Source organism: Synechococcus sp. H55.9, assembly GCF_047462355.1.
GTDB lineage: Bacteria > Cyanobacteriota > Cyanobacteriia > Thermostichales > Thermostichaceae > Thermostichus.
In genome coordinates this window covers 25,520-37,715 of the sequence record NZ_JANSJB010000007.1, presented here as the reverse complement: position 1 = coordinate 37,715, position 12,196 = coordinate 25,520, and the positions used below count along the sequence as shown (strand labels likewise).

The window sequence follows — 12,196 nt, the reverse complement described above, 5'->3', positions numbered from 1 at the left end:
AGGATCAAGGGCTGCACCGCATCGGCTAGGGCCAGGGGCGGCAAAAAGGCCAAGGCGGCCAACAACAGCTTCAGGTGCCGCCGGGCATAGGGCCAGAGCAGCCGCAGCAGTCGCCAGTCACTTTCTCGCCGGGGTTGGGGATCCCTACTTAAATCGGCAGCGGGGGGAGAGGTGGCAAGGCTCACTGACTGACACCCAAAAACGTTAAGGAAGCCTAGCAGGCCCGCTGTTCAGTCCCTCCAACTGGGCGGAAAATTGGGAAGGGACAAGCTTAGTGCCCACGCCGGCATCGGTTAGCAGTTCCAAGAGCAGGGAATGCGGGGATCCCCCGTCTAGGATGTGGGCGGCCCGCACCCCTTGAGCCAAGGCGCGAATGCAGCACTGCACCTTGGGGATCATGCCGCCTCTGACCACGCCGCTCTGGATTAACTGGCGGGCCATCTCGATATCCAGAAGCGTAATCAGGGATCCAGAATCTTGGGGATCCCTGAGAATGCCGGGGGTGTCGGTGAGAAGGATCAGCTTTTCTGCCCCTAGAGAGGCCGCCAGCTCCCCGGCTACCGTATCGGCATTGATGTTGTAGGCTTGGCCCGTCTCGTCGGCGGCCACGCTGGAGATCACCGGGATCTGGCCGCCCTCCAACAGAGTTTGCACCAACTGGGGGTTGATGGTGCTGACTTCTCCCACAAAGCCGATTTCCGCCCGGCCCTGGGAGCGCGCCTTGATCAAATTGCCATCCCGACCGCACAGCCCCACCGCCGAGCCGCCCGCTAAGCTGATGAGCTGTACAATCTGCTTGTTGACCTTGCCCACCAGCACCATCTCCACCACCTCCATGGTGGCGGCATCGGTCACCCGCAGGCCGTCCACAAACTTGAAGGGAATGTCCAGCTTTTGCAGCCAACTGTTAATCTCCGGGCCTCCTCCATGCACCAGCACCGGACGGATGCCAACGCAGGCCAGAAAGACGATGTCCCGTAACACCTCGGCCCGCCGTTCCTGATGCACCATGGCGGCGCCGCCATATTTGATGACAATGACGCGACCCTGGTACTGCTGGATGTAGGGCAAAGCCTCAATGAGGATCTGCGCCCGCGTCAGGGGATCACAGGCCGACCCAGTCGCCTCAGAAAGGGAAAAGTTGGTCTGCACTGCCGTAAGTCGGTAGAAGTCAGAAAGCCTGACCTAGAGTAGCGCATTCTGCCAGATTCTGGGACTCCGTCCCGCTACCGCAATCAGCTATGGAACGGAATCGCCAGCAAAGGCAACAGGGCCAACCCTAACCAAGCCCAACCCTGAACTGGAGCACTGGGTAAGGGATCGACAGGCTCTAACTCTGCCTGCTGCAGCAGGGCATCGATGCGCTCTTGCAGCCGTTGTCCTGGGTCTGAACTCACGGCCATTGCAAAGCCAACCCAAGCTGATGCCAGTTGATCCCCCACCCCATAGCCCACCACCTGCAGCAAGGCTTCTCCCAACAGCAAGGGATCCACCCGTTGGGCCGCCCAGCGATCCGCCCGCAGCTCCCGCAGGGTGAGCAATTCCTGCCAGAGGATCTCGGTGTTGGGCAGCCAGCCGGTGAGGCGTCGCAGCCAGCCCACCCCAAACATCCAGAGGGTGTCGCGGTAGTGGCGGTGGGCCTCTTCGTGGGCGATCACAGCCCGCAAGTGCTCCTCATCCAATTGCTCCAGCAGGCCGCGGCTGACCACCAGCCGCGAATTCCACACCCCCACTTGGGCGGCAAAAGGGATCTCCAAGTCCAGCACATAGGCTGGAGAGCCATGCAAATCCACTTGGGCCAGAGCCTGTAGGTGGGCGCGTCGATAGGAGCACCAGTATTCCCACATCCAGCGCAAGGCCACGCCGCCGGCCACAGCCAGCAGCAGCAGGGCACAGCCGTAGCAGAACCAGCCCCCCGACCCGGCCATTTGTCCCCATGGCCCCATCCAGGCCAAGGCCAAAGCAGTTGTCAGCAAAAGCAGCGGCGGCAGCAAGAAATGGAGCCAAGCTCGCTGCCAACGTCGGCCCCACCCGCCACCTTTATCCAGACGCACTTGCGCCCGCCACAGCCAACTGAGGCCTAAGCCCAGTGCCAACATGCCCAAGTGGCTCATCGCGTCTCCCTCCTAGCTTGACGAGCTGCCCGCAGCCGTTCGGCAATCGCCTGCAACTGGGACACACTGGCCTGATCCAGGCTGTCGGCAAAGGCTGCCACCGTATCCGGATCCCCCACGGCCAAAAATTGTTGCAGGTGGGTGAAGGCCCTGAGGCTGGCCGCTTCCTGACGAGAAAGACGGGGCCGCCACAGCATCGGTAGGTTTCGCCCCTGCGCATCGGTGCGGCGCTCACAGCTCACCCAGCCCTTCTGGCTCAGGCGCTGCAAGACGGTGGTTACCGACGCATAGGCCAGCTCTCGATCCGGATCGGCCAAGATGCGCTCGTGGATTTGCCGGGTGCTGGCACTGCCCAAATCCCAAAGGATATCCAGGATTTCCGATTCCAGAGGGCCCAGCGACAGTTGCTTGGGACGATGCTTTGGCAACATGCACCTTTGCCAGGGTAAGGATCCTTTCCAGATTAGCCGATGCAGTCGCAAACTCCGTAACCGTCAGGGATCCGCTAAGCTCAAAATGATGGCTTTTGGTGCTGTTCTTCCCATGGCTGCTCCCACTTACCACACCATCACCTTCGGCTGCCAAATGAACCGCGCCGACACCGAGCGCATGGCCGGGATCCTGGAGTCGCTGGGGTATGTGGCCACCGAAGATGAGTCGCAGGCGGATTTGGTTCTCTACAACACCTGCACCATCCGCGACAATGCTGAGCAGAAGGTGTATTCCTACCTGGGCATCCAGGCGCAGCGCAAACGGAAAAACCCGGCCATCAAGCTCATCGTGGCCGGCTGTGTGGCTCAGCAAGAGGGAGAAAAGTTGTTGCGCCGCGTCCCCGAGTTGGATCTGGTCATGGGCCCCCAGTACGTGAACCGCCTTGGGGATCTGCTGGCGCAGGTGGAGGCCGGCAACCAGGTGGTGGCCACCGATCCCATCGAGATCCCAGAAGACATCACCAAGCCCCGCCGCGACAGCCAGGTAACCGCTTGGATCAACGTCATCTACGGCTGCAACGAACGCTGCACCTATTGCATCGTGCCGCTGGTGCGGGGACAAGAGCAGTCGCGCCAACCTCAGGCCATTCGCGCCGAGATCGAAGACGTGGCCCGGGCGGGCTACCGCGAGGTGACCTTGCTGGGCCAGAACATCGACGCCTACGGGCGGGATCTGGATCCCAAGACCAACCTGGCCAGCCTGTTGCGCTTCGTCCATTCGGTGGAAGGGATCGAGCGGATCCGCTTTGCCACCAGCCACCCGCGCTACTTCACCGAGGAGCTGATCGCCACCTGCGCCGAGCTGCCCAAAGTCTGCGAGCACTTCCACATCCCCTTCCAGGCAGGCAGCAACGCCGTGCTCAAGCGGATGCGGCGCGGCTACACCCAGGATCGCTATCGCCAACTCATCCAGCTCATCCGCCAATACATGCCGGAAGCGGCCATCAGCGCCGATGCCATCGTCGGCTTTCCGGGCGAAACAGAAGCCCAGTTCCAAGAAACCCTGCAACTGGTGCGGGATATCGGCTTTGACTTGTTAAATACCGCCGCCTACTCCCCCCGTCCCGGCACCCCTGCGGCGGAGTGGCCTGACCAAGTGCCGGAAGAGGAAAAAAGCGATCGCCTGCAACGGCTGAACCGACTGGTGGCCGAGGTGGCTGCCGCCCGCAGCGCTCGACTCCTGGGCCAAGTGCAGGAGGTGCTGGTGGAAGGCCCCAACCCGAAAAACCCCCGCCAGGCCATGGGGCGCACCCGCGGCAATCGCTTGGTGTTCTTCGCAGGGGATCCGGAACAACTGAAGGGATCCCTGGTGCCGGTGCGCATCACGGCTACACGGGCCTTCTCTCTCAGCGGCGAGGTCTGCAAGCCAGGCGAGACTCTGCCCCAGCCAACAGGGGCCACCCACATCCTGTAAGCCCACGACGAGGATTGAACTCGTGACCTCCCCCTTACCAAGGGGGTGCTCTACCACTGAGCCACGTGGGCAAACCCGATGGTGGGCCGAGTTGGATTCGAACCAACGTAGGCGTAAGCCAGCGGATTTACAGTCCGCCCCCTTTAACCCCTCGGGCATCGACCCCCAGACACTGGCCTTCTATAGTAGCAGAAAGTGCCAGCCAAGATCGAATCCACTTGTGAGGAACGTGCCCTAGCGGGGCCGGGCAGGCAGCCATCCCCCTGGCAAGCGCGGGCTTGAGGGCCTTTCCTCGGCCAAACTGGAGAGAAAACTTGATAGGGTGTAGGACAGTCTTTTTGCTCGTCACTATGGTTTCAACCCTTGGCACCCCCACCCCCGTCGAACAAGTTTCTCCCAACCAGTCTTTGCGCCCCCTGACCAGCCGCATCAACAGCCGGGGGCACCTAGAAATTGGCGGCTGCGACGTGGTGGAGCTGGTGCGCCAGTTTGGATCCCCTCTCTACATCCTGGACGAGTGGACTCTGCGGCAGGCGTGCCGGCTCTACCGCCACACCTGGGCCCGCTGCTACGCGGGGGAATTCCGGGTTTTGTACGCCACGAAAGCCTGGAATTGCTTGGCCATTTGTGCTTTGGCCCTGCAGGAGGGGCTGGGACTGGATGTGGCTTCCGGCGGGGAGCTGTACACGGCTGTGCAGGCAGGAGCCAAAGGCGAAGATCTCTACCTGCACGGCAACGCCAAGTCTGTTGAGGAGCTGAACCTGGCTCTGGAAACGGGCTGTACTTTGGTGGTGGATAGCCTCTACGAGCTGCAGCAGGTGGCTGCCCTGGCCACCTCTGAACGACCAGCCCGCCTGTTGCTGCGGGTTAACCCCGGTATCGATGTCCACACCCACGAGTACATCCGCACCGGCCAAACCGATAGCAAATTCGGCATCGGGCGATGGCAACTGCCGGAAGCGATGGATCGGATAGCTGCCCATCCCCAGTTGGAGTGCGTCGGGCTGCACGCCCACATCGGATCCCAGATTTTTGATCTGCAAGGACACCGGGATCTGGCAGGGGTGCTGGCTCAGATCTGGCGGCAAGGGCTGGAGCGAGGGCTGCCTCTGCAAGAGCTGAATGTGGGTGGGGGCCTGGGGATCCGCTATGTCGAATCCGACGATCCCCCCTCCATTCCGGAGTGGGTGGAAACAGTGGCGACAGCGGTGCAACAGGCTTTTGCAGAAGCCGGGATCTCGCTGCCCAAGGTGCTCTGCGAGCCTGGACGATCCGTGATTGGGCCGGCTGCTGTTACCGCCTATACCCTGGGGGGGCAAAAGCGGATCCCGCCGGGCGATGGCCTGCCCGAAGGACGTCTCTACATCACCATCGACGGCGGCATGTCCGACAACCCCCGCCCCATCACCTACGGAGCCCGCTACACCGCCCTTCTGGCCAACCGCCCTGAGGCCGAGGCCACGCAGCGGGTCACAATTGCCGGCAAACACTGCGAGTCGGGAGATGTGCTGTTGAAGGATGTGCTTCTGCCGGCCCCAATGGCAGGGGAAGTGCTGGTGGTTTTGGCAACGGGGGCCTATAACTACAGCATGGCTTCCAATTACAATCGCTTTCCTCGACCAGCCGCGGTGCTGGTCAATGAGGGAGAGGCCCAGCTGATCCTGCGGCGAGAAACTTATGCCGACCTAATTCGTCAAGATGTTTTACCGGAGCGGCTGCGGCGGTGAGGCGGAGGTTGGTTGACCACAGCCGTCTCAGTTGAGGAAGGGGGTACCGCTTGTCCCGCAAGGGCAACTCACATCGGTCTTGGGCGGGCGAGACTGGAAAACAGATAGGAGGTGGGTGGTAGGCTGGTCTGGGGGCCGCAGTCAACAAGGGTTCTGAGAGCGGCACAGGCAGAAGGTCTGCAATGAGGGGAGCGTGAACGGGGTTTTTTGGCATGCTGGCAGCCTTATGGGCTTGGCTACAGCAATTTACCTTTCTCAGCCTCTTGGACTGGGCTCTGGCTGTCTTGCTATTGGCTTTGGCCCTCTACTACACCCGCGAGAGCCGGGCCGGGGTGCTGGTGCGGGGATTTATGGTGCTCCTGGTGCTCTACCTGGCCACAGCCTCCTTGCCGCTGGTGCACCTGATTTTGGATCGCCTGCTCCTGGCCGCAGCTGTAGCCATGGGCGTGCTCTTTCAGCCGGAGTTTCGGCGGCTGCTGGAGCAACTGGCGAGGGCCATCCGCGTTGAGTGGCCGGGCAACGCAGGCAATGACGAGGACGACCCTGAGGAGGATTTGGTGGAAGAATTGGTGCAGGCGGTGCGAGAGCTTTCCCAAAACCGGACAGGGGCGCTGATTGTAATCGAGCCAGATCAGCCCATTGACTCGCGGGTGTTTACCGACAAAGGGGTCTCTCTCCAGGCGCGGGTGTCGCGGGAGATCCTGCAGACGATTTTCCAGACTTCAACTTTGCTCCATGATGGGGCCGTTGTCATCCACCGGGATCGCATTCGCGCAGCGGGGGTGATCCTGCCGGTTTCGGAGCGGGCCGCCTCCCGACAACTGGGCACACGACACCGCGCCGCCATGGGGATCACCGAACAAGCCAACTGCTTGTGTATTGTGGTCTCAGAAGAAACGGGATCCATTTCGCTGGCAGAAGGCGGACGCCTGGAGCGACCCCTGACCAGTGCCGAGCTACACAAACTGCTGGTGCAGCGGTTGCGCAATCCCCGCGATGCTAAAAAACGAGATGCCCCGCTGCAGGGATTGTGGGCCCACCCGTGGTTGCGCAATGGACTGCTGCGCTGGTGGGGATCCCTGCTCGATCTGGCCAAACGCTTTCGCAAACCCGAGAAAACCCTTCCCAAAGACTGAGCCGCATGACCCTTTCTCCTGTCCATCTTCTGCAGTTGCCTGCCGACCTGGATCCGCAGTTGTTGCCCCGCCATGTGGCAGTGGTCATGGATGGCAACGGGCGGTGGGCGCAAAAACGGGGTTTGCCCCGCAGTGTCGGGCATCAGCGCGGGGTAGCGGCCCTGAAGGAGCTGTTGCGCTGTTGCGATGATTGGGGGATCCCCGCCCTCACCGCCTACGCCTTCTCCACCGAGAACTGGGGCCGCGCCCGCGAAGAAGTCGATTTTCTCATGACTTTGTTTGAGCAGGTGCTGTGGCAGGAGCTGGCGGAAATGGTGCAGCAGGGGGTGCGCATCCAGTTTGCCGGCCAGTTGTCGGCCCTGCCCCAGTCTTTGCAGGACACGATCCTGCATGCGGTGGAACGCACCCAGCACAACGAGGGCATTTGCCTGACGGTGGCCCTCAACTACGGCGGCAGACAGGAGATCCTGCAGGCTTGCCGCTCGATTGCCACCCTGGTGCAACAGGGACTTTTGCAACCGGATCAGATCGACGAAGCCCTCTTTTCCCAATTTCTCTACACCACCGGCCTCTCCGATCCCGACCTGTTGATCCGCACCAGCGGCGAGATGCGCATCAGCAACTTCCTGCTCTGGCAGATGGCCTACACCGAGCAGTACTTCACCCCCATCCTCTGGCCGGATTTCGACCGCGCCGCCTTTCACCAAGCCCTGCTCAGCTATCAGTCGCGGCAGCGGCGCTTCGGCAGATGAGAGGATGCCCGCCTGGTTCAATCAAACCAGACCCTCACCCCCAACCCCTCTCCCTCAGGGAGCTAGCCCAAGCGCTCCGCGCCGCTCACGCGACCACCCCCAACCCCTCTCCCTCAGGGCCCTCACCCCCAACCCCTCTCCCTGAGGGAGAGGGGAGTTAGGGAACGACGTAACGAACCGTTTCGTTGCTGTTTGAAGTGGCTGTATCTCAAGCCGGCTTGGAACGACTTGAATGGACAGGCAGCACACATGTAGGAGTGTGTAGCTGAAGCTCCCCAACTAGCGCAAAAAGCTGGTTATCAGCCACATCACCCCAAACGTGATCCCCACCAACAGGGCGCCGGGGGCATCGCCGCCGGTGAGGGGAAGGGCAATGCCGTAGGCCAACATCAGTCCTAGGCTCAGTCCTGCCAGCGCCAAGAGAAAAGCGCGAAGGAAGCGGCGCTCCTTGCGGTACAGGAAATAGATGCAGGTCATCAGCCCCAGCGCCAGTTGCAGGGAGGGATACTCATCAGGGGCCAAGACAACCCAACCCACCAGCCCTCCCAGCAACACGGCGGGCCAGAGCACATCCGGGGCAGAAGGGCTATCCAGCCAACGGCTGATCCAGGGGGGATTTTGGGCAGCAGGACGGGTCAAACTCGGTTCTGTCTCTGGACGGCTAGCCCGTTGTTCGGCGTAGCGAATGCGGTCGGGGACGGCGATCTTGCCCTCCTTGCGCAGGCGCAGGCGCTGCATCAGGATGGCGTCGTAGGCCTGTTCCACCCGCTCCTGCTGCTGTTCATCCGCACCCAAGCTGGCCAGGAGCCGGGCCCGCGCCGATTGGATCTCCTCAAAGGAGGCTTCTTCGCTGACCCCTAAGACCTGATACGGACTCATCTCAGCCATGACGACCAGCCCTGTAACTCTCTATCACCTTAACCCAGCCGCCAATTCAGCGGCAGGAGCCGACGGCAGGGGTTGGGTTGCCTTCTCCTCAAGGGATCCAGCAGCAGAGCGGAGGAGAGCCTGCAGGGAGCGGGCCACCTGCTCAACCGCGGCTTGGGTGGTGGCCTTGCCCAGGCTGAGGCGGATAGATCCCAGGGCCTCGACCTCGGAATAGCCCATGGCCAAAAGGATGCGGCTGGGGATCCGCTGGCCGCTGCTACAGGCAGAGCCGGCGCTGATGGCGATTCCCTGGCGGCTCATCTCCCTCACCAGCACGTGCCCCGGGATCGCGGCAGTGCAGTAGCTGAGGTGGTGGGGCAGGCGTTGCTCCAGATCCGAGGGGCCGATCAGCCGTAAACCCGGCACAGAGGCCAGCAACTGGGCCAGCTGCCGTTGCAACTGCCGCAGGCGGGCCGTCTCCCGCTCCAGCTCTTGGGCTGCCAAAGCCGCCGCCACCCCTAGGCCGACAATGGCAGGGATCCCTTGGGTGCCGGCTCGCAGCCGCCGTTCTTGCCCGCCCCCCCGCAGCAACGGTTGCAGCTCCACCCCTGGGCGCACATAGAGCGCCCCCACCCCCTGCGGCCCGTAAAGCTTATGCCCAGACAGGGAGAGCAGATCCACAGGCAGTTGCGCCAGATCCAGGGGGATCCGCCCCGCCGTCTGCACCGCGTCGGTGTGGAAGAGCACCCCAGCCTGGCGACAGAGGCGGCCCAGCTCGGCAATGGGCTGCAGGGATCCCACCTCATTCTGGCCGTGGACGATGGAGACCAGAACGGTCTTGGGCTGCAACGCCTGGATCAAGGTTTGGGGATCCACCTGGCCGGCGGAGTTCACCGGCAGACGGGTTACCTCCCAGCCCTGGGCCTGCAACCGACGGGCGGCATTCTCCACCGAGGCGTGCTCGACGCTGGAGATGATGAGATGCTGGGGAGTGGAGTAGCGCTGCGCCACCCCAAACAGGGCCAGGTTGTTGGACTCCGTTCCGCCAGAGGTAAACAGCAGCGTCTCCGGCTCACAGTTGAGCAGCTCGGCCACCTGCTGCCGCGCCCGTTCCATGGCCATGGCCGCCCGTTCTCCCCACCCATGCAAGCTGGAGGGGTTGCCCCAACTCTCCTGCATCGCCAGCCCCATAGCCTCGATCACCTCAGGCCGAGGCGGAGTGGTGGCGCTGTGGTCAAAGTAAAGTGCGGGATCCAGAGGCGACATGCGAGCTTGACAACCCAGGACTCGATGTCCCCATCTTAGTGCCGGCGCGTTGGCAGTTCACACCCCTTGCCGCAGCCGTTCCAGCACCCCCAGGTCTTCCAGAGTAGAAGTATCGCCGCTGATGCCGGAGCCGGCAGCCAGTTGCCGCAGCAGGCGGCGCATGATCTTGCCAGAGCGGGTCTTGGGCAGCGCCTCGGTGAAGCGAATTTCGCTGGGGCGGGCGATGGCTCCGATCTCCTCGACCACATGTTGCATCAGCGCTTGGCGCAGCGCTTCGCCCGGCCCGTAGCCCTCCGCCAAGATGACAAAAGCCACGATCGCCTCTCCCTTGATCTCGTCCGGTCGCCCCACCACCGCTGCCTCCGCCACAGCTGGGTGAGAGACCAGCGCCGATTCCAATTCCATCGTGCCCAGACGGTGGCCGGCAACATTGATGACATCGTCCACCCGGCCCATCACCCAAAAGTAGCCATCTTCATCCCGGCGGGCGCCGTCCCCGGCAAAGTAGAAGTACTGCCCATCCTTGGGCGGGATCCGCTCCCAGTAACTGGAGCGGAACCGCTGCGGATCTTTGTAAAGGGTGCGCATCATGCCCGGCCAGGGACGGCGGATCACCAGATAACCCCCTTCTGGGGCCGGGTTCCCTTCCATGTCGACCACATCTGCCGCAATGCCCGGGAAAGGGCGGGTGGCGGATCCCGGCTTGGTGGGTGTAACTCCCGGCAGGGGCGAGATCATAATGCCGCCGGTTTCGGTCTGCCACCAGGTATCCACAATCGGGCAGCGCCCACTGCCGATGACGGTGTAGTACCACATCCAGGCTTCCGGGTTGATCGGCTCGCCCACGGTGCCCAACAGCCGCAGCGAGGAGAGGTCATGCCGGCGGGGCAGGGCGTCGCCACTTTTCATAAAAGCCCGGATTGCCGTGGGGGCGGTGTAGAAAATCGAGATGCGGTGGCGGGCGATCAGCTCCCAGAAACAATCGGGTTTAGCAGGTCGGGGCGCCCCCTCGTACATAAACACCGTCGCACCATTGGAGAGGGGGCCATAGACGATGTAGCTGTGGCCCGTGATCCAGCCAACATCGGCAGTACACCAGTAGATGTCTTCTTCTTGCAAATCGAAGATCCACTGACAGGTGACGTGAGTGTAGAGGTTGTAGCCGCCGCTGGTGTGGACAACGCCTTTGGGCTTGCCGGTGGTGCCGGAGGTGTAGAGGATAAACAGCATCGCCTCCGCGTCCATAGGCTCGGCGGGGCAGGCTTCTTCTAGGCTGGGGGCCAGCTCATGCCACCAGATATCTCGATCCGGGATCATCGACACAGCTTGTCCTGTCCGCTGCACCACCAGGACTTTTTCGACGCTGGGCACCCCTTCCGCCAGCGCCAAGTCCACTTGGGGCTTGAGGGGGACGATGGCATCTTTGCGCCAGCCCCCATCGGCGGTAATGACGACTTTGGCTTCCGCATCCCGCAGCCGCTCCTTGAGGGCCTCGGCGCTGAACCCGCCGAACACCACCGTATGGGCTGCCCCGATCCGCGCACAGGCCAGCATGGCCATGACGGCCTCCGGGATCATCGGCATGTAGATCCCCACCCGATCCCCTTTTTGAATGCCCAGAGACTTGAGGCCGTTGGCCCAGCGGCAGACCTCGCGGTGGAGCTGCTCGTAGGTCAGGGTGCGAGTGTCCCCCGGCTCCCCCTCCCAGATGAGGGCGGGCTTGTGGCGGCGGCCATTGTCCAAATGGCGATCCAGGCAGTTGTAGCTGAGGTTGAGCTGTCCCCCCACAAACCATTGCGCCTGGGGCGGATCCCAGTGCAACACCTGCTGCCAAGGCTGAAACCAGTGCAATTCCTGCTGTGCCAGCCGCTCCCAAAACCCCAAGGGATCCGCTTCCGCCTCTTGGCAAATCTGTTGGTAGCGCTCAGGGGTGATGCGAGCCCGCTGCACAAACGAGGGAGGCGGCGGGAAAAGGCGTTTTTCCTGCAGAATCGACTCCAGGGCCGGTTGAGACATGGCGACAAGACCGGTACAGACAAGGGGATCCCAACCGCGCCGCGGCTCCCTACAAGGGACGACGGGAGGGGGGTGGGAATAGGATACCTACCCCAGCAGGGGTAGAGCAAGGGAGCGATCCCCATTGCCAGGGGTGGTCAATTTCATACTGAATCGATTGCAGCCATTCAAATTACAGCCTTTTCGGACTTCATGGGAGTTCTGCAGACGAGCGGGATCCCTGCCGAGCGAAGAACAGATGGGTACTGGCCTGGGTCAGTGCCGCTAGAAAAAGAGGGAGAGGAGAACTCTTGAAATTACTTGAAAAAGGTGGTGCGTTGGCGGTGCATCACCACTGATTCCACCAGGCCGATGGCCAGAAAGTTGGTCAACAGAGCCGAGCGGCCATAGCTCAAAAAAGGCAAGGGCAGGCC

11 protein-coding genes and 2 tRNA genes are annotated in these 12,196 nt (G+C 62.4%); 4 read left to right on the top strand and 9 right to left on the bottom strand.

What is annotated here, in order from left to right; genetic code table 11:
- From NW857_RS01985 to NW857_RS01970, 4 genes are all read right to left on the bottom strand, one after another.
- Positions 1-185: hypothetical protein (locus tag NW857_RS01985; RefSeq protein WP_414334901.1), on the bottom strand; the 185-nt coding region annotated here is incomplete at its 3' end.
- A 19-nt stretch (positions 186-204) separates the two neighbouring features.
- The gene (gene argB, locus NW857_RS01980) at positions 205-1,152 is read right to left on the bottom strand and encodes an acetylglutamate kinase (protein WP_414334902.1); all 948 of its coding nucleotides are present in this window, start codon (positions 1,150-1,152) and stop codon (positions 205-207) included.
- A gap of 83 nt (positions 1,153-1,235) precedes the next feature.
- Positions 1,236-2,114, bottom strand: a complete 879-nt coding sequence (locus NW857_RS01975) for a M56 family metallopeptidase (protein WP_414336691.1) — start codon at positions 2,112-2,114, stop codon at positions 1,236-1,238.
- Positions 2,111-2,545, bottom strand: a complete 435-nt coding sequence (locus NW857_RS01970; protein WP_414334904.1) for a BlaI/MecI/CopY family transcriptional regulator — start codon at positions 2,543-2,545, stop codon at positions 2,111-2,113. Before NW857_RS01970 ends, NW857_RS01975 begins: the two co-directional genes overlap by 4 nt.
- 112 nt (positions 2,546-2,657) lie before the next feature.
- On the opposite strand from NW857_RS01970, the gene miaB reads away from it, so the two are divergent.
- Positions 2,658-4,019, top strand: a complete 1,362-nt coding sequence (gene miaB / locus NW857_RS01965; protein ID WP_414334905.1) for a tRNA (N6-isopentenyl adenosine(37)-C2)-methylthiotransferase MiaB — start codon at positions 2,658-2,660, stop codon at positions 4,017-4,019.
- Here miaB and NW857_RS01960 read toward each other — a convergent pair.
- Positions 4,019-4,090: transfer RNA gene (locus tag NW857_RS01960), tRNA-Thr, on the bottom strand. The genes miaB and NW857_RS01960 overlap by 1 nt on opposite strands.
- Positions 4,091-4,098: 8 nt before the next feature.
- Positions 4,099-4,184 (bottom strand) — tRNA-Tyr (locus tag NW857_RS01955).
- A gap of 185 nt (positions 4,185-4,369) precedes the next feature.
- Here NW857_RS01955 and lysA point away from each other — a divergent pair.
- The 3 genes from lysA (at position 4,370) to NW857_RS01940 (ending at position 7,634) form a co-directional block, all read left to right on the top strand.
- The gene (lysA, locus tag NW857_RS01950) at positions 4,370-5,746 is read left to right on the top strand and encodes a diaminopimelate decarboxylase (protein ID WP_414334906.1); all 1,377 of its coding nucleotides are present in this window, start codon (positions 4,370-4,372) and stop codon (positions 5,744-5,746) included.
- Positions 5,747-5,958: 212 nt separating this feature from the next.
- Positions 5,959-6,882, top strand: coding sequence for a diadenylate cyclase CdaA (gene cdaA, locus NW857_RS01945; RefSeq protein WP_414334907.1), 924 nt, complete (start codon positions 5,959-5,961; stop codon positions 6,880-6,882).
- 5 nt (positions 6,883-6,887) lie between these two features.
- A complete protein-coding gene (locus tag NW857_RS01940) occupies positions 6,888-7,634 on the top strand; it encodes an isoprenyl transferase (protein WP_414348939.1) in 747 nt (248 codons plus the stop codon).
- A 279-nt stretch (positions 7,635-7,913) separates the two neighbouring features.
- Here NW857_RS01940 and NW857_RS01935 read toward each other — a convergent pair whose 3' ends face one another.
- Genes NW857_RS01935 through acs form a run of 3 tightly spaced genes read right to left on the bottom strand, consistent with a single transcriptional unit; the run spans position 7,914 to position 11,783 of the window.
- A complete protein-coding gene (locus NW857_RS01935) occupies positions 7,914-8,513 on the bottom strand; it encodes a CPP1-like family protein (protein WP_414336036.1) in 600 nt (199 codons plus the stop codon).
- Between the two features lie 33 nt (positions 8,514-8,546).
- Complete coding sequence (locus NW857_RS01930; protein ID WP_414336038.1) at positions 8,547-9,767, bottom strand: cysteine desulfurase family protein; 1,221 nt, start codon at positions 9,765-9,767, stop codon at positions 8,547-8,549.
- 57 nt (positions 9,768-9,824) lie between these two features.
- Positions 9,825-11,783 (bottom strand): acetate--CoA ligase, encoded by a 1,959-nt coding sequence (acs, locus tag NW857_RS01925; RefSeq protein WP_414336040.1) that lies wholly within the window; start codon positions 11,781-11,783, stop codon positions 9,825-9,827.
- Positions 11,784-12,196: the final 413 nt, after the last annotated feature.